The organism is Streptomyces sp. NPDC001714 (assembly GCF_042892755.1).
Classification (GTDB): domain Bacteria; phylum Actinomycetota; class Actinomycetes; order Streptomycetales; family Streptomycetaceae; genus Streptomyces.
In genome coordinates this window covers 256,071-280,762 of the sequence record NZ_JBIAUL010000007.1, presented here as the reverse complement: position 1 = coordinate 280,762, position 24,692 = coordinate 256,071, and the positions used below count along the sequence as shown (strand labels likewise).

The 24,692-nt window shown below is 74.2% G+C and carries 19 protein-coding genes; 8 read left to right on the top strand and 11 right to left on the bottom strand.

The genetic code is table 11. The features are described from left to right. Nucleotides 1–28 precede the first annotated feature (28 nt). The 4 genes from ACFY0P_RS20560 (at nucleotide 29) to meaB (ending at nucleotide 5,614) form a co-directional block, all read left to right on the top strand. On the top strand, nucleotides 29–526 hold the full coding sequence (locus tag ACFY0P_RS20560; protein ID WP_388914739.1) for a MarR family winged helix-turn-helix transcriptional regulator: 498 nt from the start codon (nucleotides 29–31) through the stop codon (nucleotides 524–526). A 113-nt stretch (nucleotides 527–639) separates the two neighbouring features. Further along, nucleotides 640–2,445, top strand: coding sequence for a methylmalonyl-CoA mutase family protein (locus ACFY0P_RS20555; RefSeq protein WP_388914736.1), 1,806 nt, complete (start codon nucleotides 640–642; stop codon nucleotides 2,443–2,445). Then, nucleotides 2,445–4,619: a methylmalonyl-CoA mutase gene (scpA, locus tag ACFY0P_RS20550; RefSeq protein ID WP_388914733.1), complete on the top strand. Its 2,175-nt coding sequence runs from the start codon at nucleotides 2,445–2,447 to the stop codon at nucleotides 4,617–4,619. The genes ACFY0P_RS20555 and scpA overlap by 1 nt, the downstream gene beginning before the upstream one ends. Continuing rightward, the gene (gene meaB / locus ACFY0P_RS20545; RefSeq protein ID WP_388914731.1) at nucleotides 4,616–5,614 is read left to right on the top strand and encodes a methylmalonyl Co-A mutase-associated GTPase MeaB; all 999 of its coding nucleotides are present in this window, start codon (nucleotides 4,616–4,618) and stop codon (nucleotides 5,612–5,614) included. Before scpA ends, meaB begins: the two co-directional genes overlap by 4 nt. On the opposite strand, the gene ACFY0P_RS20540 is transcribed toward meaB, so the two are convergent. The 5 genes from ACFY0P_RS20540 to ACFY0P_RS20520 all read right to left on the bottom strand — a co-directional run bounded on the left by ACFY0P_RS20540 (nucleotide 5,602) and on the right by ACFY0P_RS20520 (nucleotide 9,977). Beyond that, nucleotides 5,602–6,177 carry a sigma-70 family RNA polymerase sigma factor gene (locus tag ACFY0P_RS20540; RefSeq protein WP_388914728.1) on the bottom strand — a complete coding sequence of 192 codons (576 nt, stop codon included), beginning with the start codon at nucleotides 6,175–6,177 and terminating at the stop codon, nucleotides 5,602–5,604. The genes meaB and ACFY0P_RS20540 overlap by 13 nt on opposite strands. Before the next feature lie 132 nt (nucleotides 6,178–6,309). Next, nucleotides 6,310–6,972 carry a hypothetical protein gene (locus ACFY0P_RS20535; RefSeq protein ID WP_388914725.1) on the bottom strand — a complete coding sequence of 221 codons (663 nt, stop codon included), beginning with the start codon at nucleotides 6,970–6,972 and terminating at the stop codon, nucleotides 6,310–6,312. 166 nt (nucleotides 6,973–7,138) lie between these two features. Next, complete coding sequence (locus ACFY0P_RS20530) at nucleotides 7,139–7,861, bottom strand: hypothetical protein (RefSeq protein ID WP_388914722.1); 723 nt, start codon at nucleotides 7,859–7,861, stop codon at nucleotides 7,139–7,141. Nucleotides 7,862–7,978: 117 nt separating this feature from the next. After that, entirely contained in the window at nucleotides 7,979–8,704 is a 726-nt protein-coding gene (locus ACFY0P_RS20525) for an alpha/beta fold hydrolase (protein WP_388915377.1), read from the bottom strand. 301 nt (nucleotides 8,705–9,005) lie between these two features. After that, a complete protein-coding gene (locus ACFY0P_RS20520; protein WP_388914719.1) occupies nucleotides 9,006–9,977 on the bottom strand; it encodes an alpha/beta hydrolase in 972 nt (323 codons plus the stop codon). Nucleotides 9,978–10,354: 377 nt separating this feature from the next. On the opposite strand from ACFY0P_RS20520, the gene ACFY0P_RS20515 reads away from it, so the two are divergent. The 3 genes from ACFY0P_RS20515 (at nucleotide 10,355) to ACFY0P_RS20505 (ending at nucleotide 13,313) form a co-directional block, all read left to right on the top strand. Beyond that, complete coding sequence (locus ACFY0P_RS20515; protein WP_388915374.1) at nucleotides 10,355–11,521, top strand: MFS transporter; 1,167 nt, start codon at nucleotides 10,355–10,357, stop codon at nucleotides 11,519–11,521. A gap of 246 nt (nucleotides 11,522–11,767) precedes the next feature. Then, a complete protein-coding gene (locus ACFY0P_RS20510) occupies nucleotides 11,768–12,355 on the top strand; it encodes a Dps family protein (protein ID WP_388914716.1) in 588 nt (195 codons plus the stop codon). An 88-nt stretch (nucleotides 12,356–12,443) separates the two neighbouring features. Further along, complete coding sequence (locus ACFY0P_RS20505; RefSeq protein WP_388914713.1) at nucleotides 12,444–13,313, top strand: LysR family transcriptional regulator; 870 nt, start codon at nucleotides 12,444–12,446, stop codon at nucleotides 13,311–13,313. Nucleotides 13,314–13,429: 116 nt separating this feature from the next. Here ACFY0P_RS20505 and ACFY0P_RS20500 read toward each other — a convergent pair whose 3' ends face one another. The 5 genes from ACFY0P_RS20500 to ACFY0P_RS20480 all read right to left on the bottom strand — a co-directional run bounded on the left by ACFY0P_RS20500 (nucleotide 13,430) and on the right by ACFY0P_RS20480 (nucleotide 20,397). After that, on the bottom strand, nucleotides 13,430–13,894 hold the full coding sequence (locus ACFY0P_RS20500; RefSeq protein WP_388914710.1) for a DUF5709 domain-containing protein: 465 nt from the start codon (nucleotides 13,892–13,894) through the stop codon (nucleotides 13,430–13,432). 327 nt (nucleotides 13,895–14,221) lie between these two features. Beyond that, nucleotides 14,222–15,181: a helix-turn-helix domain-containing protein gene (locus tag ACFY0P_RS20495; protein ID WP_388914707.1), complete on the bottom strand. Its 960-nt coding sequence runs from the start codon at nucleotides 15,179–15,181 to the stop codon at nucleotides 14,222–14,224. Further along, complete coding sequence (locus tag ACFY0P_RS20490) at nucleotides 15,175–16,203, bottom strand: helix-turn-helix domain-containing protein (RefSeq protein WP_388914704.1); 1,029 nt, start codon at nucleotides 16,201–16,203, stop codon at nucleotides 15,175–15,177. The genes ACFY0P_RS20495 and ACFY0P_RS20490 overlap by 7 nt, the downstream gene beginning before the upstream one ends. Before the next feature lie 35 nt (nucleotides 16,204–16,238). Then, the gene (locus tag ACFY0P_RS20485) at nucleotides 16,239–17,249 is read right to left on the bottom strand and encodes an alpha/beta hydrolase (RefSeq protein WP_388914701.1); all 1,011 of its coding nucleotides are present in this window, start codon (nucleotides 17,247–17,249) and stop codon (nucleotides 16,239–16,241) included. A gap of 31 nt (nucleotides 17,250–17,280) precedes the next feature. After that, nucleotides 17,281–20,397 carry an AAA family ATPase gene (locus tag ACFY0P_RS20480; protein ID WP_388914698.1) on the bottom strand — a complete coding sequence of 1,039 codons (3,117 nt, stop codon included), beginning with the start codon at nucleotides 20,395–20,397 and terminating at the stop codon, nucleotides 17,281–17,283. Nucleotides 20,398–20,611: 214 nt separating this feature from the next. On the opposite strand from ACFY0P_RS20480, the gene ACFY0P_RS20475 reads away from it, so the two are divergent. Continuing rightward, nucleotides 20,612–23,386, top strand: coding sequence for an AAA family ATPase (locus ACFY0P_RS20475; RefSeq protein ID WP_388914695.1), 2,775 nt, complete (start codon nucleotides 20,612–20,614; stop codon nucleotides 23,384–23,386). Here ACFY0P_RS20475 and ACFY0P_RS20470 read toward each other — a convergent pair whose 3' ends face one another. Beyond that, nucleotides 23,387–24,631 carry a serine hydrolase domain-containing protein gene (locus ACFY0P_RS20470; protein ID WP_388914692.1) on the bottom strand — a complete coding sequence of 415 codons (1,245 nt, stop codon included), beginning with the start codon at nucleotides 24,629–24,631 and terminating at the stop codon, nucleotides 23,387–23,389. Nucleotides 24,632–24,692 lie beyond the last annotated feature (61 nt).

Genomic DNA, 24,692 nt, shown 5'->3' with positions numbered 1-24,692 from the left:
AATTTGGACAACAGGTAGACTCGATGCCATGGCCGCCGCCCAGGAACACCCCGCAGAGCTGCCCCCATGCCCGTCCCACACGGGCGGCGGGCTGCTCCCGGCCGAACTGCGCGCGTGGATGCTGCTGCTGGCCGCGACCGGCGCGGTGGAGCAGCGGCTGCGCTCGGTGGTGAAGGAGACGCTGGACGTCTCGCACGACGAGTTCCTGATCCTGTGCCTGCTGGCCGAACTGCCGCGCGAGGGTCTGCGCATGACCCGGATCGCCGAGCTCCTGGGCCGCCCCAAGACCCGCCTCACCTACCAGATCGCCTGCCTCCAGCACGCCGGTCTCGTCACCCGCAAGGCCGCCTGCGGCGACAAGCGCGGCATCGAGGTCGCCCTCACCGACAAGGCCCGCCGCCAGATCCAGGACGCCTCCGCCGCCCTCGCCGAGACGGTCGGGCAGGCGGTCGGCCACGTCATCGGTCCGGAGCAGCGCGAGGCGCTGTGCGCGCTGATCCCGGAGCTCGCCGACGAGACGCCCTGACCGTACGAATCCGGCCACTTCACCCCCGGGAGGCACAGGTCACAACCACGGGGAGGGCAAGGTCACAGCCCTGTCACCAGGTCGACTCAAGCGGTCTGCCCTAGCATCCGAGCATGACGGTCCTGCCTGACGACGGGCTCTCACTGGCCGCCGAGTTCCCTGACGCGACGCAAGAGCAGTGGCAACGCCTGGTCGAAGGTGTGCTGCGCAAGTCCGGCAGGGAAGTCTCGGGCGAGGCCGCCGAGGACGCCCTGTCCACGACGCTGGAGGACGGGCTGCGCACCCGTCCCCTGTACACCGCGCACGACTCCGCACCCGACCCCGGTCTGCCCGGCTTCGCGCCGTACGTGCGCGGCGGCCGTCCGGAGGGCGGCATCGCCGGCGGCTGGGACGTACGGCAGCGGCACGCGGCGGCCCCCGACGGTGCGCTCGTGACCGACCTGGAGAACGGCGTCACCTCGCTCTGGCTGCTCGTGGGCCGGGGCGGCATCCCCGTGCCCGGCCTCGCCCGTGCCCTCGACGGCGTCTACCTGGACCTGGCCCCGGTGGTCCTGGACGCCGGCCGGGACACCGAGGCAGCGGCGGCCGAGCTGTTCCGCTTGTACGACGAGAGGGGCGTCGACCCCAAGACGGTGCGCGGCAACCTGGGCGCCGACCCGCTGGGGTACGAGGCCCGCACGGGCGAGGCGCCGGCCTTCGCGCCCGTCGCCGCCCTGGCGCGGCGCTGCGTCGAGGAGTTCCCGGGCCTGCGCGCGCTGACCGTGGACGCGCTGCCGTATCACGAGGCGGGCGGCTCGGCCGCGCAGGAGCTGGGTGCCTCGCTGGCCACCGGGGTGGCCTACCTGCGGGAGCTGACCGAGGCCGGTCTCGGCGTCGAGCAGGCCCTCGGGCAGCTGGAGTTCCGGTACGCGGCGAGTGCCGACCAGTTCCTGACGATCGCCAAGCTGCGCGCGGCCCGCCGGCTGTGGGCGCGGGTCGCCGAGGTCAGCGGGGCCGCCGACGCGGGTGCGCAGGTGCAGCACGCGGTCACCTCGCCGGTGATGATGAGCCGCCGCGACCCGTGGGTGAACATGCTCCGCACGACGGTCGCGACGCTGGCCGCCGGGGTGGGCGGCGCCGACTCCGTCACGGTGCTGCCGTTCGACCACGCGATCGGCCTGCCGGACGCGTTCGCCCGCCGGATCGCCCGCAACACCTCGACGATCCTGGTCGAGGAGTCCCACCTGGCCCGGGTCATCGACCCGGCGGGCGGTTCCTGGTACGTGGAGCGGCTCACCGACGAACTCGCCCACGCGGCCTGGGAGTTCTTCCGGACCGTCGAGCGGGACGGCGGCCAGGCGGCCGTGCTCCGCTCCGGCCGCCTGCGCACGGACCTCGCGACCACCTGGGCCGAGCGGTCCAAGAAGCTCGCCAAGCGCCGCGAACCCGTCACCGGCGTCAGCGAGTTCCCGCTGCTGGCGGAGAGGCCGGTGGAGCGCGAGCCCGCGCCCGAGCCGCCGTCCGGAGGCCTGCCCCGGGTCCGCCGCGACGAGGCGTACGAGGAGCTGCGCGCCCGCTCGGACGCCCACCTCGCGGCGACCGGCAGCCGCCCCCGGATCTACCTGGCCACGCTCGGCCCGGCCGCCGCGTACACCGCCCGGGCCGGCTTCGCCGCCAACCTCTTCCAGGCCGGTGGCATCGAACCCGTCGCCGAGGGCAGTTTCGAGGAGAGCGGCGCCACCGAGGCGGTGCTCTGCTCCAGCGACGCGCTCTACGCCGAGCAGGCCGCGCAGACCGCCGAGTCGCTGAAGGCGGCCGGCGCCCGGCACGTGGTCCTCGCGGGCCGGGGCGAGTTCGCCGGTGTCGACTCCTACGTCTTCGCGGGCTGCGACGCCGTGGCCGTGCTGTCCGAGACCCTCGACCGCATGGGAGTGTCCTGATGGGAATCCCCGACTTCTCCGGCATCGAGCTGGGGACCCCCGTCACCGAGGGCGGTGACACCGAGTGGCGTACGGCCGTCAAGCACGCCACGGGCAGCGAGGCCCCGTTGTGGGAGACCCCCGAGGGCATCGGGGTCAAGCCGCTCTACACCGGCCGTGACCTGGAGGGCCTCGACTTCCTCGGGACCTACCCGGGCATCGCGCCGTACCTGCGCGGCCCCTACCCCACGATGTACGTCAACCAGCCCTGGACCATCCGCCAGTACGCCGGCTTCTCCACCGCCGAGGAGTCCAACGCGTTCTACCGGCGCAACCTGACGGCCGGCCAGAAGGGCCTGTCGGTCGCCTTCGACCTGCCCACGCACCGGGGTTACGACAGCGACCACCCGCGCGTGACCGGTGACGTCGGCATGGCGGGCGTGGCGATCGACTCGATCTACGACATGCGTCAGCTGTTCGACGGCATCCCGCTGGACAGGATGACCGTGTCGATGACGATGAACGGCGCGGTGCTCCCCGTGCTCGCGCTCTACATCGTGGCGGCGGAGGAACAGGGCGTACCGCCCGAGAAGCTGGCCGGGACCATCCAGAACGACATCCTCAAGGAGTTCATGGTCCGCAACACCTACATCTATCCGCCGAAGCCGTCGATGCGGATCATCTCCGACATCTTCGCCTACACCTCGCAGCGGATGCCCCGCTACAACTCGATCTCCATCTCCGGCTACCACATCCAGGAGGCGGGCGCGACGGCCGACCTGGAGCTGGCGTACACGCTCGCGGACGGCGTCGAGTACCTCCGGGCGGGACGCGAAGCCGGCCTGGACGTGGACGCGTTCGCGCCCCGGCTCTCCTTCTTCTGGGCGATCGGCATGAACTTCTTCATGGAGATCGCCAAGTTGCGGGCGGCGCGGCTGCTGTGGGCCAAGCTGGTCTCGCAGTTCGAGCCGAAGAACACCAAGTCCCTCTCCCTGCGCACCCATTCGCAGACCTCGGGCTGGTCGCTGACCGCGCAGGACGTCTTCAACAACGTCACGCGGACCTGCGTGGAGGCCATGGCCGCCACCCAGGGCCACACCCAGTCGCTGCACACCAACGCCCTCGACGAGGCCCTCGCGCTCCCGACGGACTTCTCGGCGCGCATCGCCCGCAACACCCAGCTGCTGATCCAGCAGGAGTCGGGCACGACCCGGGTCATCGACCCGTGGGGCGGCAGCGCGTACGTGGAGCGGCTCACGTACGACCTCGCGCGCAAGGCCTGGGCGCACATCCAGGAGGTCGAGCAGGCCGGCGGCATGGCCCAGGCCATCGACGCGGGGATCCCGAAGCTCCGGGTGGAGGAGGCCGCGGCCCGCACCCAGGCCCGGATCGACTCCGGACGGCAGCCGGTGATCGGCGTCAACAAGTACCGGGTGGACAGCGACGAGCAGATCGAGGTGCTCAAGGTCGACAACTCCTCGGTGCGTGCGCAGCAGATCGAGAAGCTGCGAAGGCTGCGCGCGGAGCGGGACGAGACGGCGTGCCGGGACGCACTCGACGCGCTGACCCGGGCGGCGGACGGCGACGGAAACCTGCTGGAGCTGGCGGTGAACGCGGCCCGCGCCAAGGCGACCGTCGGCGAGATCTCGGACGCTCTGGAGAAGGTGTACGGCCGGCACGCGAGCCAGATCCGTACGATCTCCGGTGTGTACCGCAACGAAGCCGGCGAGTCCCCGAACGTGGACCGCACCCGGGCCCTGGTCGACGCCTTCGACGAGGCCGAGGGGCGCCGCCCGCGCATCCTGGTCGCCAAGATGGGCCAGGACGGTCACGACCGCGGCCAGAAGGTGATCGCGACCGCCTTCGCCGACCTCGGCTTCGACGTCGACGTCGGCCCGCTCTTCCAGACCCCTCAGGAGGTCGCCCGTCAGGCGGTGGAGGCGGACGTCCACGTGGTCGGCGTGTCCTCGCTGGCGGCAGGCCACCTCACCCTCGTCCCGGCGCTGCGCGAGCAGCTGGCCGAGGAGGGCCGGGCGGACATCATGATCGTGGTCGGCGGTGTCATCCCGCCGCAGGACGTGCCGACCCTCCTGGAGATGGGCGCCACGGCCGTGTTCCCGCCCGGGACGGTGATTCCGGACGCGGCCTACGACCTGGTGAAGCGGCTGTCGGCGGAACTCGGGCACGACCTGTGATCGATGTCGACGCCTATGTGAAGGGTGTGCTCGACGGGAAGCGCGCGGTCGTCGCCCGCGCCATCACCCTCGTCGAGTCCACCCGGCCACAGCACCGGGTGCTGGCACAGGAGTTGCTCACCGAGCTGCTCCCGCACAGCGGCCGGGCCCGGCGGATCGGCATCAGCGGGGTGCCGGGCGTGGGCAAGTCGACGTTCATCGACGCGTTCGGCACGCTGCTGACGGGGCTGGGGTACCGGGTCGCCGTCCTGGCCGTGGACCCGTCGTCGACGCGGACCGGGGGCTCGATCCTCGGTGACAAGACGCGCATGGAGCGGCTGGCGGTCGACCCGGACGCCTTCGTCCGCCCCTCCCCCAGCGCGGGCACCCTGGGCGGTGTCGCGAAGGCGACCCGCGAATCGATGGTGGTCATGGAGGCGGCCGGATACGACGTGATCCTGGTCGAGACGGTCGGCGTCGGCCAGTCGGAGACCGCGGTCGCCGACATGGTCGACTCCTTCCTGCTGCTCAGCCTGGCCCGCACCGGCGACCAGCTCCAGGGCATCAAGAAGGGCGTCCTGGAACTGGCCGACGTGATCGCGATCAACAAGGCGGACGGCCCGCACGAGCGTGACGCCCGTTCCGCGGCCCGGGAGCTGGCGGGCGCGCTGCGCCTGATGCACGGCAAGGACGCCTTCTGGACTCCCCCGGTGCTGAGCTGCAGCGCCCGTGAATCGACGGGTCTGGACGTCGTCTGGGAACGCCTCGAGCAGCACCGGTCGCTGCTCGACTCCACCGGGCGGCTCGCGGACAAGCGGCGGGAGCAGCAGGTGGGCTGGACCTGGTCGATGGTCCGGGACGACCTGCTCGGGCGGCTCGCCGCCCACCCGGCGGTGCGCGCGGCCGCCCCCGGCCTCGAACAACAGGTCAGGGACGGCACGTTGACGGCGACCCTGGCCGCCGAGCGCATCCTGAAGGCGTTCGGCGAATCCCCGGACGGCCCTCAGGCCAGCTGATCCTGGAGCGCCTCGCGGGCCCGGGCCACGCGGGAGCGGACCGTGCCGACGGGACAGTCACTGACCTCGGCGGCCTCCGCGTACGGCAGCCCGACGAGCTGGGTGAGGACGAACGCCTCGCGCCGCTCGTCGGGCAGCGCCGCCAGGAGGTCGAGGAGCGCGACGCCGTCGTCGAAGCCGGGGAGCCCGTTCGGCTGGGCCCGTTCGACCGCCTGTTGCCAGTCGGGGACGTCCGCCGGGCGGGGCCTGGCGGCGGCGTACCGATGGCTGTCCACGACGGCCCGGCGGGCGATCGACAGCAGCCAGGAGCGGGCCGACGAACGGCCCTCGAAGCGGTGCAGGCTGCCCAGCGCACGCAGGAACGTGTCCTGGGCGAGGTCGTCGACCGCCTGCGGGTCGGCGCAGAGATGGGCGACGTAGCGGAGGACGTCGCGGTGCAGAGCCCGTACGAACGCGTCCACGGCGGCCGTGTCGCCGGACCGGGCGGCGAGCGCCCAGGCCGTGATCGACGCGTCGCGTTTCTCGTCCGGCGCAGGGCGTGCGGGCAGGACGGAAGTGATCACTCGGTGTCCTTGTGAGAAAGGGAGAAGGGGGAGACGGCCCTGTGATGCCCGCCGCGGCGCGGGGCTCGATCGGGCGTGCGGCCGCCGTGTTCGTCCGGGGCGCGGGTGGGCGCCCCGGAGCACCAGCTGTCGTCAGGCGACAGCCGTCCGCACGGGCGGACCCCGGGAAGTGATCGCGTGGACGAGGAGAAGCAGCCGTGGCGCCCGGTCCGAACGGCGGCGGCGCAGCCGGGGACGCGGTCGCTCGGGGGTGGCCGGCAGGGCCAGCAGCAGCCGGAGCGGCGCCACGAGGCGGCCGGCGACGGCCCGGACGATACGGAACGCTGCGCGTTCGCCGTGGCCGAGCCAGAGTCCGCACAGCAGCGCGGCGAGGAGGTGGGCGGCGAACATTCCGGTGGAGGCGGTGCCGCCGGTGCCGAAGCCCAGGTATTCGACGGGGTCGGTGTGGGCGGGGCCCATGTGCATCGACCCCATGTTCATGGCGCCCATGTCCCCGGCCATGTCCATGTGCATGGAGCCCATGGGTGCAGTGTGGGTGGTCCACACCTGAGCCGCGGAGAAGCCGGAGTGCAGTGCCGTCTGGGCGGCCACCGCGGCGGACACGACCAGCGGCAGCCCGCGTTCGCGTCCGGACAGGGCCCAGCCGAGGGCGGCGGTGAGCGCCAGAGCGGCGGCCAGGGCCCAGGCGGGCACCCGGGTCCCGGACATCAGGACGTGGCCGAGGGCGGCGAGCAGCACGCAGACGGCCGCGAACACCGCGGACCGTATCGTGCGTGCACACCACCCTGCCGTCATGGCGCATCATCCTTGCATCTGGATCAACCGCGTCAGGGAGTGGTACGGAGATCCACAGGCAGTGCGCTCAACTCACAGGTGGTGTGGGGTGGTTCACAGCGGCCGCATGTCGGCTGCGGGCCGGTGGGGGCTGGTCGCGCAGTTCCTCCCCCGGCCCCAGCCCAGCTCAGCCCTTCACCCACGGTCCCTCCGGCACCCCCGGCCGCACCCTCGCCCCCGTCACGTCCACCACGATCGTGCGGTCGTCGTCCAGGTCCTCCCTGACCCGGCGCAACCGCCCCTCCCCGTCGATCCAGTACCGCACCGGCGCATCCCCTGCGGAGAAGACGTCGTAGCGACGGCCGTCGATCCGGTCCGTTCCCAGGTGGCGGCGGCCCGAGCGGGCGATCCGGCGTGCGTCGTCCGGGCGGGCGGCGGCCAGGGACAGCGTCAGCCGCAGGGCCGTGTCCAGCGAGGCGGGCCCGTAGCTGCGGCGGATCCACGCCGTCGGCCTCAGCCGCGCAGCGTCCCGTACCGCCTCCGCCGTCGACGCCGGTCTCGCCAGCGGGCCCGCGCTGCCGTCCACCTTGGGGCGGGCGACCTCCAGCCCCGCGCCGTCCCACGCCAGCAGCCCCCGCTCCGCCGCGTCGCCGGTGTCGAACCAGCCCACCGCCCGGTGCCGCTGCTCGTCGACCACCGCGCGGACCACGGCCGTACCGCCGGGCAGCGGCGCCCGTACCGTCACCTCGGCCGGGCTGTCCCGGTACGCGCGGAGCGGGGTGAGGGCCAAGCGCCGGGCCTCGGCCGCCGACAGAGGGCGGGGACCGTCGCCGTCGGCGAGGAGGAACGGCAGGGTCGCGCACACGCCCGTGACGGCGGCGAGGGCCGTCCAGGTCCAGGGGGATCGCATCCGTGCTCGTACCTTCGTCGCCGCAGTCCGCATGACATGTACCTACATGCGGACGGGCCGCGCCCGGTCGGCACCGGTGCGCGGCCCGCTCGGCATCACCCGTGCGGGGTGCGCCGTTTACTCCGTACCGAGGCTCCGGACGGCCTCGCGGATCAGTTCCGCGACCTTCTTCGGGTGCGCGAGCATGACCAGATGGGAGGAGTCGACCTCGACCGTGGTCATGCCGGCGCGCTCGTAGCCGTAGCGCTCGACGTCGGGGTTGATGGTGTGGTCCGAGGAGGACACCAGGCCCCAGGACGGCTTGGTCTTCCAGGCCGCGACCGGGGCCGCCTCGGCGAAGGCCGCGCCGGCCAGCGGGCGCTGGGAGACGGCGAGCACCCGGGCGAGGTCCGGGTCCACGTCGGCGGCGAAGATCGCGGGGAACCTGTCGATCTCGACGGTCACGTCGGTGCCGGGCTCGTCCGAGCCCTCGACCGGGAACGGCGTGTACACCAGGGCCGAGGCGAGTTCGGAGTCGGGGAACCGGCCCTGCAGCTCGCCGAGGCTCTCGCCCTCCTCCAGGGCGTAGCCGGCCAGGTAGACCAGGGCCCGCACGTTGTCCTCGGCGCCCGCGACGGTGATGACCGCACCGCCGTAGGAGTGGCCCACCAGGACGACGGGACCGGGAATCGCCCGGACCACCGACGCGATGTAGGCGGCGTCGCCGGTGAGGCTGCGGTTGGGCACGGCCGGGGCGAGCACCTTCACGCCGTCGGCCAGCAGTTCGGGGATCACCCGGGCGAAGCTGGACGCGTCGGCGAAGGCACCGTGCACGAGGACGACGGTGGGTGTGGAGTCGGTCATGGGAGTTCCTTGTCGGCTGTGCGAGGCGTGGGCGGGCGGCCGGCGCGGGTCGACGCCGATGTCGGTGTCGATGTCGTAGGCGGCTTCCGCGTGGCCGGGGGCGGGGTGCGCGATGTCGGTCCCCAGGTCGAAGGCCGCCGTCTTGACGGCCTCCTCCAGTTCCGCTTCCTCGCGCTCCGCCTTGGCCCGGCGGTGGTGCTCGGTCAGCTGGTCCTTGAGGTGCCGCAGGCGCGGGTGGCCGTCGTGGGCGGACGGCTCCGACGGTTCCGACGTCTCGTTCGTGGTCACACCGGCTCCCGGATCAGGCGGTGTGCAGGGCGGTGTGCAGGGTGCGGACGGCCAGGGAGATGGCGGCCTCGGCGGCGTGGGTCTCGCGCAGGGCGTTGAGCATGACGAAGTCGTGGATGATGCCCTGGAAGCGGACGGCGGTGACGGGTACGCCGGCCTCGCGGAGCTTGTTGGCGTAGGCCTCGCCCTCGTCGCGCAGGACGTCGGCCTCGGCGACGATGACCAGGGCCGGGGGCAGGCCGGTGAGCTGCTCGGTGGTGGCGCGCAGCGGGGAGGCGGTGATCTGGGCGCGCTCGGTCTCGTCGGTCGTGTACTGGTCCCAGAACCAGAACATGCCGTCGCGGCGCAGGAAGTAGCCGGTGGCGAACTGGTGGTAGGAGTTGGTGTCGAAGCTCGCGTCGGTGACGGGGTAGAACAGCACCTGCTGGAGCAGGGGCAGGCCGCCGCGTTCCTTGGCCATCAGGGTGAGGGCGGCGGTCATGTTGCCGCCGACGGAGTCGCCGGCGACCGCGATCCGGGTGGCGTCCAGGCCCTTGGTCGCGCCGTGGGCGACGACCCACTGGGCGACGGTCCAGTTCTGCTCGATGGCGACGGGGTAGCGGGCCTCGGGCGAGAGGTCGTACTCGGGGAAGACGACGGCGGCGTTCGCGCCGACGGCGAGTTCGCGGACCAGGCGGTCGTGGGTGTGGGCGTTGCCGAAGACCCAGCCGGCGCCGTGGATGTAGATGACGACGGGCAGGGTGCCGGTGGCACCGGCCGGCTTGACGATGCGGGCGCGGACGCTTCCGGTGGGGCCGCCCTCGACGGTGATCCATTCCTCGTCGACCGCCGGCTTGGCGATCTCGCCGGACTGGACCTCGTCGACGGCCTTGCGGCCCTCGGCCGGGGCGAGGTCGAAGAGGTAGGGCGGGTCGGCGGTGGCCTCGACGAAGGCCTGGGCGGCGGGCTCGAGCACCGGCGTGACGGGCGTGACGGCTTCGGACATTGCGAGTCTCCTGGGATTGCGTGCGGCACACCGGGCCGTCCGGCGCCGCCGCGATTCACCGTAGGAGCCCGGTGTGGCGGGCAGTTGCCCCCGAGTGCAGGGCCACCCGTCCCGCAGCGCACCCCGAGGCCCGGGCGCACCGGGTCTCGACCAGCTCGGCGGCGATGTCGGTGGGAGATGGCTACGGTCATCTCCTGCCGAGATGACTGACATCCCGAACCATCGCCGTGGAGAGGGAAGCATGGCGGGCGGCGAAGCGCTGATGGGTGACGAGAGCAACGCCTCCTGTGAGGAAGGTCCCCGTGTCCGTGTCCCCGTCGTCGTCGTCCGAAGTCCGCGCCCCGCGCCGGGAGGCAGCCGCCGAGGCGGCCCCCGGGGTGCCGGGCTGGCTGATCGCGCTGTTCGCCGTCGCCTCAGGCATGACGGTCGCGAACCTGTACTACGCCCAGCCCCTGCTGTCCGAGCTGCGCGGTGTCTTCCACATCAGCGAGGCCACCGCGGGTCTGCTGATCACGCTCACCCAGGTCGGCTACGTGATCGGCATGGTCTTCCTGGTCCCGCTCGGCGACCGGCTGGAGAAACGGAGCCTGATCACCGCCCTGCTGACCATCACCACGCTCGCCCTGGTCGCGGCCGGCCTGGCCACCGGGTTCCCGATGCTGCTGATCGCCTCGCTGATCAGCGGGGCCACCTCCGTGGTCGCACAGATCCTCGTCCCCTTCGCCGCGAGCCTGGCGCCCGACCACGCCCGCGGCCGGGTGGTGGGCCGGGTGATGAGCGGTCTGCTCACCGGCATCCTGCTGTCCCGCACACTCAGCAGCCTGGTCTCCAGCCTCGCCGGCTGGCGGATCGTCTACCTCGGCTCGGCCGTCCTGATGGCCCTGCTGGGCCTGGCCCTGCGACTGGCCCTCCCCAAGCACGCACCGACCACCTCCGTGCCGTACCACCACGTGCTGCGCTCCACCGCGGCGCTGGTGCGCACGCACCCCGCGCTGGTGCGCCGCGGCCTCTACCAGGCGGCGATGTTCGGTGCCTTCAGCGCCTTCTGGACCACCGTCTCGTACGTCCTGACCGGCCCCCGCTTCCACTACTCCGCCATCGGCGTCGGGGTGTTCGCGCTGGTCGGCGCCGCCGGTGCGGCCGTGGCACCGCTGGCCGGGCACTGGGCCGACCGCGGGCTGACCCGGCGGATGACCGGTGCCGCGTTCGCCGTCGCCGCACTGGCCTTCGCGATCGCCGGCTTCGGTCAGCACAGCGTCGTCCTGATCGGACTCGCGGCCGTCGCCCTCGACATGGCCGTCCAGACCAGCCTGATCCTCGGCCAGCACACCGTCTACCAACTCGATCCCCTCGCCCGGGCCCGCCTCAACAGCGCCTTCATCGCGATCTTCTTCATCGGCGGCGCCCTCGGCTCCCAGCTCGGCTCGATCGCCTACCGGTCCGGCGGCTGGAGCGCCGTCAGCCTGTTCGGGGCCGCCCTGCCGGTGCTGGGCCTGCTGTACTGGCTCACCGAACACAGGAACAACACGAAGCGCTCAGCGTAGAGCCGCCAGGGCCGCCTCGACCGATCGACGGAAGGCCGGGGAGGCGTAGATCATGTCGCGCCGGCCGGGACACCCCGGCCGGCGTCCTCGACCGGCTTGAGGAAGCCCCCGCCTCCCGGCCCGTGGAGTGAACCGGGTGCGCTCACGGGTGCCGGACCGGGCGCTCCCGGGCAACGCCTCCCCCGCCGCCGCGCCTAGCGTCACCCACGTACCCAGCCGCATCGGACATCCGCCAGGAGGCGCGCCATGACCACCAGCTCCGAGCCCGGGAAAGCCCTGCAGCACAGTCAGCCGTGGCTGCACCAGAAGGGCGAGGTCATCCAGGAGTTCGGGACCGTCAAGCAGTTCCCCCTCGGCCTCTCGTACGAGGCGCGCATGTACTCCTGCCAGCGCCTGAACCGGGTCCTGGCGGACACCCAGATCCTCTACGGCCTCTACAAGAAGCACCACTGGCTGCTGCGCGGCGCGACCTTCTACCAGCTGCACCTGCTGCTGGACAAGCACGCGGACGACCAGCTGGCCCTCGTGGACACGGTCGCCGAGCGGGTCCAGACCCTGGGCGGGGTCGCGGTGGGCGACCCGCGGCACGTCGCCGAGATCACGTCGATCCCGCGTCCGCCGGACGGTGTCGAGGAGGTCCCGGCGATGCTCTCGCGGCTCCTGGAGGCCCACGAGACGATCCTGGTCGACGCCCACGACGCGGCCGCCCGGGCCGCCGAGATGGGCGACGACGGCACCAACGACCTGCTGGTCTCGCAGGTGATCCGCACCGGGGAGCTGCAGGCCTGGTTCCTGGCGGAGCACCTGGTGGACACTCCCCTGGTCCGCGCCTGAGAGAACCCGGGAGAAGCGGACGCCTGCCTAGGATGCGGCGGAGACCGCCGCCGCACCGAGGCGGGCGCCGTGCCACCGGGAGCAGATCATGGACCTGCGGCAGATGGAAGTCGTGGTCGCCGTGGCGGACGCGGGCGGGTTCACGGCGGCCGCGCGGCGGCTGCACGTGGTCCAGTCCGCCGTCTCCGGCACGGTCCGCGCCCTGGAACGCGAGCTGGGCACGGCGCTGTTCACCCGGACCACGCACCGGGTCGGGCTCACCCCGGCCGGTGAGGCGTTCGTCCCGGCGGCCCGGCAGGCCCTGCGCGCCGCCGAGCTGGCCCGCGAGGCGGTCGACGCGGCGAAGGGCGAGCTGCGCGGCCGGGTGACGGTCGGCACCATGCAGGGGGTCTGGGCGGACCTGCACCGCGCGCTGGCCGCGCTGCGGGCGGAACATCCGCGGGTGGTGGTCCAGTTGCGGCAGGCGGCGGTCGTCGACATCCGCCAGGCGCTGCGCGAGGGCACGGTGGACCTGGCGGTGGTGGCGCTGGACCGCCAGCAGCAGCGCGGTCTGGTGACCCGGCTGCTGGCCCGCGAGGAGATGGTCCTGGTGGCCTCGCCCCGCCGGAGCCTCACCACGAACCGTGCCGACGGCACGATCGACCTGGCCGACATCGCCGAGCTGCCACAGGTGGAGTTCACCCCCGGCTGGGCGATCCGCGACGCGGCCGACCGCGCGTTCCGGGCGGCCGGCGTCGAACGCGCCACGACCTTCGAGGTCAACGACATCGTGGCCGCCTCCGAACTGGTCCGGGCCGACCTCGGCGTCTGCGTCATGCCGCCGACCATCGCCCACCGCTTCCCGGACCTGACGACCTACCGGTTCGCCCGGCACGCGCCGAGCTGGCAGGTGATGGTGGTACGGCCGCCGGGAGAGCCCCCGGCCGCCGTCGCGGCACTGCTGCGCCACATCACGTGACCGGATTCCCCCTCGGCCACACCGACGCGACGCAGAACCCCTCCTCGGTTGGCGGGAGCGGCACGGGCGCGGGGACGGAAACCGTCCCCGCGCCCGCGTGTGCCGCCCGCGTCGCCTCAGTAGTTCTCGGACTCGGGGATCACGTGCATCGCGGCCTCCTCCGCCGACGCCCCGGCGCCGTCCAGGCCCCGGTCGGAGGCGAACAGGTCGGAGTCGGTGACCTCGTGCGCGCCCTCGTCCGGTGCGAGCAGCCGTCCGGCGCGGTCGTCGCCGACCTCGTCGTCGAGGAGTTCGCCGTCGGTGTCCCAGACGTCGCCGAGGTCGTCGCCCTCCGGGACGCCGATGTCCGGCACCTCCTCGGCGAGCCGCTCGTCCAGGGTCTCCCCGCGCAGCCCCTCCGCCGCCGTCACTCCCGTGTGCTCCACGGCCCAGGGCCGCTCCGGCGGCGAGTAGCCCTCGTCCAGGGCCTCCTCGCCGGCCCGGTAGTCCAGCGTGTCCGAGGCATCCAGCAGACCGGCGTCGTCCTGCACCTCCGAACCGTCCGGCTGGTAGACCTCATCACCCATCGCCTCGTCGGTCATACGCGCTCCATCGTCACTCGGGCCGTCAGTTCGATCCGGCCGTCAACCGGAAAGAGTAGGAGGTCGTGGTCGCGGTCGGGCGGTGCGATCACGAAAGCGGTGGTGGGAAGGGTGCGCGGACGGCGGCCAGGACCCGGCGGGCGGTGGCCCGGCCGGGTCCGGCGGTGGGCTCGTCCGGCAGCGGGGCCCGCGGATCCCGCGGCACGGCCCGCGCGAGGGCGAGCCCGCGGCGCCGGCCCCGGGAGAGCCTGTCGCCGTACGTCCCTCTCGCAGGCCGGTGGATCGGGCACGGCGTCCGGCGGGGCCGGAAGGCGGCGGCGCACGGCGTCAGCCGCCCTGGCCGGCGGCGCCCGCCGTCCGCCGCCACTGCGCCGGCGACATCCCGTACGTCTCGCGGAAGGCCCGGCTGAAGTGGGAGGGGCTGGTGAAGCCCCAGCGAGCGGCCACCGCGGCGATCGACCGGTGGGCGGCGCCGGGCAGGGCCAGCTCTTCGTGGGCCGCCTCGAGCCGGCGCGCCCGGACCCAGGCACCCACGGTGGTGCCCTGACGCTGGAAGAGCCGGTGCAGGTAGCGCAGCGAGATGGCGTGCTGGTCGGCGATGTCCTGCGGGGCGAGTCCGGGTTCGCCGAGCCGGGCCCGGACGGACCCGGTGATCCGCTCCCACAGAGCCGACTCGGGCTGCCCGCCGATCCGCTCCAGGGCCACGGTGGCGAGAATCTCGACGACGGTGCGGGCGAGCTGTTCGCGGCGGGCCGGAGTGACCCGGGTGACCTCGTCGACCAGTCCGTCGAGCAGCGGCAGCAGCAGGGCCGCCGCACCCCCCTCGGCCTCGTCCACCGCCGTGGCCGTGAGGGCGTGCAGCTGCCGTTCCTCCAGGCGCAGCAGGGCGCGGGGCACCATGAGGATCCGGGCCCGCTGCCGCTCGGGGAGCACGATCCGGAACGGGCGCCGCGCGTCGTGGAAGGCCAGGGCGCCGGGGTGGAGCTCGGCGGTGCGGCCGTCCTGGAGCAGCAGGGCGGTGCCGGTCAGCTGCCGGCGGACCAGGATGTGGGTGCGGGGATCGGCGGCGGCCGTGCGGGCGCGGCGCAGGATCGTGCCGGGGCCGAAGTCCTCGGTGGCGATCTGGAGGGCACCGAGCCGTTCGGCGGTCAGTTCGCCGGTCCAGGCGCGGTCTCGCTCCGCGGTGACCTCGACGTCCACGAAGGTCCGGGAGAGGGCGCGCTGCCAGGCGTCGAGGCGGTCGCCGGGTGCCAGGTCCCGGGTGGCGCAGGACACCGCGGTCAGCATGGCGGACCGTCCGCCCGCACCCGGTCCAGCCAGTCCGTCGGGGACAGCCCGAAGGAGCCGCGGAAGGCCTTGCCGAACCCGGCCGCGCCGCTGAACCCCCAGCGCCGGGCGACCTGGCCCAGGTTGACCGAGCCCGAGGGCCGCGCCGCGAGTTCCCGGCGGCACTCGCGCAGCCGCAGGTCGCGGATCCACTGGCACACGGTGGTGCCCTCGGTCTGGAACAGCCGGTGCAGATAGCGCACCGAGATGCCGTGCACCCGGGCGATGACGGTCGGGGTCAGCCCAGGGTCCGACAGGTGCCAGCGGATGTACGTCCTGATCCGCAGGAGCAGCACGCCGTCGGCGCCGCGCAGGTCGGCGGGGTCCGCCCCGACCTGGTCCGCGGCGGTGGCCGCCACCAGGTCGATGACGCTCGCGGCCAGCCGCTCGGCCGTGGGTGTCGCGTACGACGCGGAGGTGTCCGCCAGCCGTTCCAGCAGCGGCCCGAGCAGGGCGGGGAGCCCGTCGCCCGGGTGGATCGCGCGGCCGGTGAGCTGCCGTACGTCGGCCTCGGCGAGCTCCAGCAGCGGGCGCGGTACGGCGAAGATCTTCAGCCGGAAGCGGTCCGGGAAGGTGGCGCGGAAGGGGCGCAGGGTCTCGAAGAACCCGATGTCACCGGTCCGCAACTCGGTGCTGCGGCCGTCCTGTTCGACCCGGGCACGGCCGGTGCTCTGGACGGCCACGAAGATCTCCCGGCCGTCGCCGCGGGCGATGAACCGAGGCGCCCGGTGGACCCGGCCGGGATCCGCCTCCACCGTGGTGATCCGCAGGACCCCGAGGCGGTCGGTGCGCAGGGTGGCGTCGTAGGTACGGCCCTCGGCGGCGATGTCCATCCCCACCAGGGTGTCGAACACGGCGTCGTGCCAGTACTCCAGGCTCTCGTCCGGCGGAACCGAGCGCGTGGTCAGCACCCTGGTCCGTTCGCTCGCCGCGCCCGTCGGAGGCCGGCGTCCCTCCTCGTAGGAGTCGATCGCGGTTGCCATGCCGTCAGCCTCGCCCGGCGACCGGTACCGACGCATCAGTCGGCCGACTGGTCCTCGGCCGGTGCCGTACCCGTCACCCGCAGTCGGGCGCGGAGAAAGGCACAACCGGTCGCCAGCGCCGCCCGGGTGGGCGCGCTGTCGGCGAGGGCGTGCAGGGCCACGAAGTCGTGGATGGTCCCGAGGAACCGCATGGACAGCGCGTCGACGCCGGCCTCGGACAGCTGCCGCGCGTACTGCTCGCCCTCGTCGCGGGCCACGTCGGCCTCGGCGGTGACGACCAGGGCCGGCGGCAGCCCCGCCAGCTCCTGCGGGCGCGCCCGCAGCGGGACCGCGGTGGGCTCGCTCCGCTGGGCCGGGTCGGCGACGTACCGCTTCCAATAGGTGCGCAGCGCCCTGCGATTGAGCAGGTAGCCGGTGGCGAACTGGTGTTGCGAGGGGCTGTCGCACCGGGCGTCGGTGAGCGGGTAGTAGAGCAGCTGCGCGCTGATCCGAGGTCCGTGCCGGGTCTTCGCCAGCATGGTGACGGCGGCCGCCAGCGTGGCTCCGGCGCAGTCGCCGGCGACCGCCAGCCGGCCGGGGTCCAGCGCGAGCGCGTCGGCCTGGGTGACCGCCCAGGCCAGCAGGGCGTAGCACTCCTCGAGCGCCACCGGGTAGCGGGCCTCGGGGGCGCGGCTGTACTCGGGGACGACGGCGCACACGCCGGCGCCGGTGACGAGTTCGCTGATGAGCCGGGCGTGCGTCTGGGCGTCGCCGAGCGCCCACCGGCCGCCGTGCAGGTACAGCAGGGCCGGGAGCGGGCCGCGCGCGCCGGCCGGGCGTACGGTCCAGAAGCCGAGCAGCCGCGCCGGGCCGACCTGCGCCACGTGGAAGACCGCGTCCACGGTGAAGTCCTCGAACCGGTCGGCCTGGGTCTCCTGCAGCGCCTGCCGCGCGGCGTCCGGTCCGAGGTCGTCGAGGGCGGGCGGCACGGCGGCGGCGCTGACCAGGCGCTGCACCACGGGGTCGAGGACGACGGCGGCAGCCGGCCCCGGTGCTCCGGGTGTCATGGGCGCTCCTCCGACCTGCCCTCGGGCACCCTCACCGGCCCTGCACCAGGTCACGGAGCTGATGGCGGCTGCTGATGCCGAGCTTGGGATACACGTTGTACAGGTGCGAGCCGACCGTACGCGGCGAGAGGAAGAGCCGCTCGCCGATCTCCCGGTTCGACAGGCCGCGCGCGACCAGCTCGACGATCTGTTGCTGCTGCGCGGTCAGTTGCTCCAGCAGCCCCGCGTCCGCCGGGGCCGGGGCCGCACCGCTGGCGCGCAGCTCGCCGCCGGCGGCGGCCGCGAGGGCGCCGGCGCCGAGGCGTTCGGCGGTCTCCAGGACCGTGGTCAGCTGCTGGCGCGCCTCCAGGGTCCGGCGGCAACGGCGCAGCCAGATGGCGTAGTTGAGGCGGACGTGGGCGCACTCCCACGGCCAGCGGTTCGCCCCGTGGTTGACGAGCGCGAGCTGGAAGTGCTGTTCGGCCTCGCAGTCCGGGCCGACCAGGGCGGCGGCGTGGTGCAGCAGCAGCGTCATCCGGGTGCTGGGGCGGTCTCCCTGCTCCGCCACGACCCGTTCCAGGATCGGCAGTGCCTCGGCCGACCGGCCGGTGCGCTGGGCGGTGACGGCGAGTTCGGCGACGGCCCGCGCGGACAGGAAGGGGTGCAGGGGCGAGCCGTCGGCGGTGAACAGGCCGCGCAGCTGCCGCCAGGCGTCCTCCATGTCCCCGCGCGTGAAGGAGGCGAGTCCGCGGGCGCGCAGCAGCCGGGCATGGGTGGCCCGGTTCTCGTCCAGGGAGACGACCCGCCACACGGAGGGGGTGAACCAGGGCTCCGGCGGCAGGGTGCCGCGCAGCGCCCGTACGGTCAGCGACTGCGTCTCCAGGTCGGCCCGCAGGCGCGGCAGGCGCAGCACCGTGGCCTGTGTCAGGGCGTCCTCGATCACGCTCCCGGCCTCGGCGAACCGCCCGGTGGCCAGCAGGGTGTCCACGAGCGGGAGCACCGACCAGCCGCGCAGTCCGAAGGCGCGGGCGCCGCGCAGCCGCTCGTCGGCCGTCCGCGACTGCCCGAGGTCCACGTCCGCCTCGTCCGCCTGGTGGGCCACGGCGGCGAGAACCGCGCGGGCGGCCGGGTCGCCGGGCTGGGCGGGGTGGCGGACGTGGCGGTGGTGGCCGAGGGAGGGTGGGACATCGTGCGGGGTGTTGTGCTGCCGGTCGGGGCCGGGTGGGGTGCCGGTTGCCCGATCGGGATCGGGCGGCGCGCTGTGCGTCGCGCCGCGGCCAGGCGGGTCACTGTGCGTCGGGCGGTGGCCGAGCAGGTCACTGTGCATCGCACCGCGGCCGAGCGGGTCGCTGTGCATCGCGCCGCGGCCGAGCAGGTCACTGTGCATCGCGCCGCGGCCGAGCAGGTCACTGTGCATCGCACCGCGGCCGAGCAGGTCACTGTGCATCGCACCACGGCCGAGCAAGTCACTGTGCATCGGGCCCTGCCCGCGCTGGTCACCGCGGCCGGACGGACCGCCGGTGGCGGAGCGCGGCCGGGCGACCGCGGTGACCAGTGCGGCCAGGGCCCGCCGGGTGTGCGGGGTGTCCAGGCGGGCCAGCGGTCCGGTCGTGGCGGGCCGCCACCGCCCGGACGCGTCGGCCTGCCGGGCCCGGTCGAGCAGCGCGGGCAGGGCCGCCGTGTGCTCCGGCAGCCCGGACTGGGCGGCGATGCCCGCCGCCAGGCCGGTGAGGGCGAGCGCGAGCGACCGGTCGACGACGGGAAAGTGCTCCGAGGCGTCGGCCAGCAGCTCGAAGGCCTCGCGCTGGGCGGACTCGTGGGAGAGGGCGGAGGCCAGCGCACCGGCCGCGGCACAGCCGAACTCCGGCTCGGCATGTTCCTGGACGAGCCGTTCGTACAGCTCGCGGACCCAGCCGGGGTCACCCGCCGCGTGGGCCGCGGTCAGGGCCTCGGCCAGTCGGCGGGCGCGTTCCGTAGGCCGCGGGCTGAGCCTGGCCGCATGTTCGAGGGCACGTGCGGCCTCCACCGCGTCCCCGCGCCGCCAGGCGGAGGCCTCCAGGGCGGCGGCGACGAACGCGTTGGCGCCCACGGTGGCGGCGGCCAGGTGCCGGGCCCTGACCTCGGGCTGCCCGGCGGCCCTGGCGAGGTCCCGGTGGGCCTGCTGGCGCTCGCCGGCCGGGCGCCCGAGGTAGGCGGCCGAGCGGGCCAGCGGATGCCGGAAGTCGAACCGGTCCTCGGCCAGCGCGATCAGCCCGGCCGCCTCCGCCGGTGCCCACACCGCCAGGTCGCCGGTGCCGAGGGCGGCCATGACCGGGGCCACGGCCCCGCCGGATCCCGCGGTCGCCGCGTACAGCAGCGCCCGGCGGGTCTCGGCGGGAAGCGCGTCGACCCGAACGCCGAAGACGCGCGCCACGGGCGCGTGCCGCACCGCTTTTGCGGGGCCCGGTGCGCCGCGGCCCAGTTCCACGAGGGCCAGCGGGTTGCCCTCGGCCTCGGCCAGGATCTCCAGCCGGTGCCGACCGGTGGGCGGCGTCGGCTGCCGGTCGAGGAGGGCTGCGGCCGCGGTGCCGCTCAGCGGGCCCAGCCGCAGGGTCTCGGTGCCGGGCGGCGGACCTGGCAGGGCCGCCTCGTGGCGGGCGGCGAGCAGCACCGTCAGCGCACGGCCGGCCAGCTGCCGGACCGCCGCGAACAGCGCCTCAGGGAAGGCACGGCCGCACAGGTCGGCGTCGTCCACGCACACCAGCACCGGACCGGCCCCGGCGAGCCGGTCCAGCAGCGCCGTCAGCGCCGCGTGCAGCCCGGCCTCGTCCACCTGGCCGTCCGCCGGCGGTACGGCCGTCAGCGCCCGTTGCCGGTCGGCGGGCAGGGCGGCCAGCTCGTCCCGCACCGGCGGCGTCAGCAGCTGGTGCAGACAGGCGTGCGCATGCCGCGGGTCCTCGGCCCAGCCCTGGGCGGACAGCACCAGCACGCCCTCGGCGGTGGCGCGGTCCCGGACGTGCCGGAGCAGCGTCGTACGCCCGATCCCCTCCTCGCCGACGAGCAGCAGGGTCTGAGGAGTGCCGGGCTCGCGGGTCACGCACCGCAGAATCCGCTCGATCTCGCCGTCCCGGCCCAGGACGCCGCCGGCCTCCTCGCCGATCGTGGACTGCTGGGGTGGGTGGACCGTCATGCACTGACTCCCCGGGCGGTGCGCGTTTTCCCTGACCAGAGCCATCATCGCGGAGTCCGGAGTGGTGCGCTTCTGTCACATGACCAGTCACCTGCGCCTCACGCCTGGTCGGTGCAGGTGGGGCTCCGGTCCCGCCGCCGGGCCCGCGGTTCCCGTCACACCACCGGCCGCTGGCAGGATTGTCGTATCAGCGGCTCGACGACAAGGACGGTTCATGCACGCCGGCACCACCGACCACCCCTCCGATCCGGGCATCCTGGGGCGGGCCGCCGAGCTGGGGCGCCTGGACCGGCTGCTGGGGGCGGTGGACGGCGGCGGCCCGCAGGTGCTGGTGCTGACCGGGGAGCCGGGGGCGGGCAAGAGCACCCTCGTCGACCGGGCTGCCGAACGGGGCCGGGACCGGGGCCTCGGGATTCTGCGGGTGCGCGGCAGCGAGGGCGAGGCCGGTCTCGGGCTGTCGGGCGTGCACCAGTTGCTGCATCCGCTGCTGCCCGGCGAGGGCCTGCCCGCGGGGCAACGGGAGGCGCTGGACCGCGCCTTCGGGCCGGACGCGGCCCGGTACGAGCTGAAACTCGATCAGCTGTCGCTGTGCGTCGGCGTGCTCGGGCTCATCACCGAGGCCGCCGCGCGCCGGCCGCTGCTCCTGCTGGTGGACGACGCCCAGTGGCTGGACCTCGGCTCGGTGGACGTACTGGCCTTCCTCGCCCGGCGGCTCGAGGGCAGGCCGGTGGTGCTGCTGCTCGCCGCCCGCGAGGACGGCGTACCAGCCCGCTTCGACCGGGCCTTCCCGCAGATCACCCTGGGCCCGCTGAGCCGTACCGCGGCCGGGCAGCTCCTGGACGCGCAGCCGGATCCGCCGCGCGGCAAGGTACGGGCCGAGATCCTCCAGCAGGCGGCCGGCAACCCGCTGGCCCTGATCGAGCTTCCCCGCGCCCTGGCCCGCGGCCGGAGCGGGGACATGGGAGCCGGCGGAGCCGGGGGCGCCACCCTGCCGCTGACCGCGCGGCTGGAGAACCTGTTCGCCGCCGACCTGCCCGGCCTGCCCGCGCCCACCCGGGCGGCCCTGCTCCTGGTGGCCGCGGCCGGCCCGGCCCGGCTGACGGACCTCATGCGGGCCGCCCCCGAGCTGGACGTCGTAGCGGCGCTGGACCCCGCCGAACGCGCCGGCCTGGTGCGGGTGGCGGACGGCGGGGTGCTGCTGCGGCACCCGCTGGTGCGCTCGGCCGTCTACCACGCGGCCTCCTTCCACGAGCGCCGGCAGGCCCATCTCGCCCTGGCCGCCGCGCTGGCCGGGGAACCCGACCGCCGGGCCTGGCACCTGGCCGCCGCGGCGACCGGCCAGGACGCGGAGGTCGCCGACGCCCTGGCGGAGAGCGCCGAGCGGGCCCGGAGCCGGGGCGGCTACGCGGCGGCCGCGACCGCGCTGGAACGCGCCGCCGAGCTGACCCCTGCGCCGGACCTGCGGGCCCGGCGCCTGCTGACGGCCGCGCAGGCGGCGATGTTCGCCGGTCATCCGCAGTGGGTCGGCGAGCTGAGCGGCCGCGTCGGCGGGATGACGGAGGATCCCCGGCTGCGTGCCGAGGCCTCGCTGCTGGGCGGCTGGGCCCTTGGAGTGACACTCCGTCACGAGGAGGCGCTGGCACTCCTGTTGGGCGTCGCCGAAGCCACCGCCGCCTCCGCCCCCGGCCTCGCCCTCGGCGCCCTGAGCACCGCCGCCACCTCCGTCTACAACTCCGGCGCCCCCTACTACCGCGCCGAACTCGACAGGATCGGCGGCCTGATCCACGGGGACGGCGACCCCGCCGGCCGTGCCTGGGCCCGGTCGGTCATCGACCCCGTCCACGAACGGCCGCATCTGGCACGGCACTTGGCGGAGGGACTGGCCGCCCTGGCGCAGGACGAGTCGCTCGGCAACCTCACCGCGCTGGGCGGCGCGACCTGGATCCTGGACGAGACCGAGCAGGCCGTGCGCGTCCTCGGGAGGACCATGGACCTCCTGCGGCGGGCCGGCAGCGCGGGCACGAACGCGACCGTGACCCAGGCGCTCGCCCTCGCCCTGTTCGAGAACGGCTCGTGGACGGCGGCCCAGGACGCGGCGCACGATGCGTTCTGGATGGCGACGGAGGCGGGGGCGGACAACGTGACCGTGGGCGCCCGCATCCTGCGGGCCACCCTGCGTGCGCTCCAGGGCGACCCCGCGAGCGCCCGGACCGAGGCGACGCAGGCCGTACGGGGCGTGGACCTGCGCAGGTCGCTGAGCCTTCAGGTCCGCCACCGGCACGCCATGGGCATGGCCGCGTTCGTCACCGGCGATCACGCCGACGCCTACGAGCAGTTGCGTGCGACCTTCACCCGGGACTTCCGCCCGGCGCCCGTCCACTACCACGCCTCGCTCTACTACCTGGGCGACCTGGCGGCCGCGGCGGTGCGCGCCGGGCGGGCGGACGAGGCGCGCACGGTGGTCGACGCCGTGCGGCAGGACCTGAAGCCCGACCCCTCGCCCCGCCTGGCCGCCGTACTGCACCGGGCGACCGCCCTGCTGACCGAGACCGACGACGCCGAACGGCACTTCCGCGCCGCCCTCGACGACCCGGCCACCGACTGCTGGCCGTTCGAGAAGGCCCTCGCTCATCTCGACTTCGGCGAGTGGCTGCGCCGGCGCCGTCGCAGCGCCGAGGCCCGCCCACACCTGAACGCGGCCCTGGAGTGCTTCCAGCGCCTGGACGCCCGCCCCTGGACCGAGCGCACGAGGGCGGAGCTCAGGGCGGCGGGCGCGGCGACGGCTACTGCTCCCGCCGGCGAACTCACCCCGCAGGAACGCCAGATCGCCGAACTGGCCGCCCAGGGCCTGACCAACCGCGACATCGCGGCCCGCCTCTACCTCTCCCCCCGTACCGTCGGCTACCACCTGCACAAGATCTTCCCCAAGCTCGGCATCACGGCCAGAGCCCAGCTCCGGGACGCCCTCACGCAGGAGGACCAGGGCTGACTAGCCCTGCCGCGCGCCCGTGCCCGGCCGGTCGCACAGGGCGTGGTCGACGAGCACGCCCGTGGCGCGGTTGAGGGCGGCGAGGTCCGGCGGCGCGGTCGTGGTGGTGAGGGAGACGGTCACCGCGCGCCGTCCGTCCGCGCTCACCGCGGGGCGGGTGTTGACGCCCGCCCCGTCGCCCTCGTGCGTGTAGTAGTAACCGCCGCAGGAGAGCGGGATCCTGCGCAGCCCGAGGCCGTAGGTGCCCTCGGGCATCTCGGCGACGTCCTCCGGGTCGTCGGTCCGTTCGACGGTCTGCCGCATCTCGCGCCACTGCTCGGCGGGGAGCAGCCGGCCGCCGGCCAGGGCGCGGAAGAAGGTGTTCAGGTCGGCGGTGGTGCTCACCACGCCGGAGTCGGCGGTGTGCTGGAAGCTGTGCTCGGTGACGTCGAGACGGGTGCCGTCCGCGGTCGTCAGGTATGCGCGCACATACGGCTCCGGCAGATACGGGTCGAGTCCGGGGACGGAGGTGTTCCGCAGCCCCAGCTTCGCGATCACCCGGTGGGCGACCAGGTCCTGCCAGCTCGCGCCGCCGGCCTTCTCGGCGATCATCCCGGCGACGAGGTAGTTGGTGTTCGAGTACGCCCATCGGGTGGCCCCGCCGGGCCGCGGCACGAACAGCGGCCGGTGCTTCATCGCCACCGCGACCAGGTCGACGGCCGGGGTGGTGTCGTAGCGGTTCTCGTCGAAGTGGTTGACCAGCCGGTCCTGGACCTCCGGGTCGTCGACGTAGTCGTACAGGCCGCTGGTCTGGCGGAGCAGGTCGCGGACGGTGACGCGGCTGCCGTCGTTGCCGTTGCCGGCGACGACTCCCGGCAGCCAGTGCTCGACGGTGTCGTCCAGCGACAGCCGCTTCTCCGCGGCGAGTTGGAGGACCACCGCGGCCGTGAACGTCTTCGTCGTGCTCGCCACGCGGAAGTGCGCGTTCCACGGGACCGGGTCCGAGGAGCCGGCGGTCCGGGTCCCGATGCGTGCCATGAGCGGCGCCCCGTCCGCCCGGTCGACCCTGGCGAGCACGTTCACATCGCCTCCGGCTGCCTGCCGGACGGCCGCCAGGTCCTGGCGGAGTGTGTCCGCGCCGTAGGAGTGGCGCGTGGCCGGGTGGTGTCCGGCGGTGACGGCGGTCGCGGCCATGGGTGAAGCGAGCAGGAGCAGCGCTGCGGTCAGCAGGGCGGCCCCGGCCTTCTTCGGCGACGACATCTGCATGTGCGGATCCCCGTTGCTTCTGGGTGTGGCTGTCGGTGACGACCACCAGCCAACAGGAGCC

Bases quoted from the DNA above. Each gene is read 5' to 3' on its own strand.
- ACFY0P_RS20560 (WP_388914739.1), top strand. From the start codon at position 29: ATGGCCGCCGCCCAGGAACACCCCGCAGAGCTGCCCCCATGCCCGTCC.
- ACFY0P_RS20555 (WP_388914736.1), top strand. From the start codon at position 640: ATGACGGTCCTGCCTGACGACGGGCTCTCACTGGCCGCCGAGTTCCCT.
- scpA (WP_388914733.1), top strand. From the start codon at position 2,445: ATGGGAATCCCCGACTTCTCCGGCATCGAGCTGGGGACCCCCGTCACC.
- ACFY0P_RS20535 (WP_388914725.1), bottom strand. From the start codon at position 6,972: ATGACGGCAGGGTGGTGTGCACGCACGATACGGTCCGCGGTGTTCGCG.
- ACFY0P_RS20530 (WP_388914722.1), bottom strand. From the start codon at position 7,861: ATGCGATCCCCCTGGACCTGGACGGCCCTCGCCGCCGTCACGGGCGTG.
- ACFY0P_RS20525 (WP_388915377.1), bottom strand. From the start codon at position 8,704: ATGACCGACTCCACACCCACCGTCGTCCTCGTGCACGGTGCCTTCGCC.
- ACFY0P_RS20520 (WP_388914719.1), bottom strand. From the start codon at position 9,977: ATGTCCGAAGCCGTCACGCCCGTCACGCCGGTGCTCGAGCCCGCCGCC.
- ACFY0P_RS20510 (WP_388914716.1), top strand. From the start codon at position 11,768: ATGACCACCAGCTCCGAGCCCGGGAAAGCCCTGCAGCACAGTCAGCCG.
- ACFY0P_RS20505 (WP_388914713.1), top strand. From the start codon at position 12,444: ATGGACCTGCGGCAGATGGAAGTCGTGGTCGCCGTGGCGGACGCGGGC.
- ACFY0P_RS20500 (WP_388914710.1), bottom strand. From the start codon at position 13,894: ATGACCGACGAGGCGATGGGTGATGAGGTCTACCAGCCGGACGGTTCG.
- ACFY0P_RS20495 (WP_388914707.1), bottom strand. From the start codon at position 15,181: ATGCTGACCGCGGTGTCCTGCGCCACCCGGGACCTGGCACCCGGCGAC.
- ACFY0P_RS20490 (WP_388914704.1), bottom strand. From the start codon at position 16,203: ATGGCAACCGCGATCGACTCCTACGAGGAGGGACGCCGGCCTCCGACG.
- ACFY0P_RS20485 (WP_388914701.1), bottom strand. From the start codon at position 17,249: ATGACACCCGGAGCACCGGGGCCGGCTGCCGCCGTCGTCCTCGACCCC.
- ACFY0P_RS20480 (WP_388914698.1), bottom strand. From the start codon at position 20,397: ATGACGGTCCACCCACCCCAGCAGTCCACGATCGGCGAGGAGGCCGGC.
- ACFY0P_RS20475 (WP_388914695.1), top strand. From the start codon at position 20,612: ATGCACGCCGGCACCACCGACCACCCCTCCGATCCGGGCATCCTGGGG.
- ACFY0P_RS20470 (WP_388914692.1), bottom strand. From the start codon at position 24,631: ATGCAGATGTCGTCGCCGAAGAAGGCCGGGGCCGCCCTGCTGACCGCA.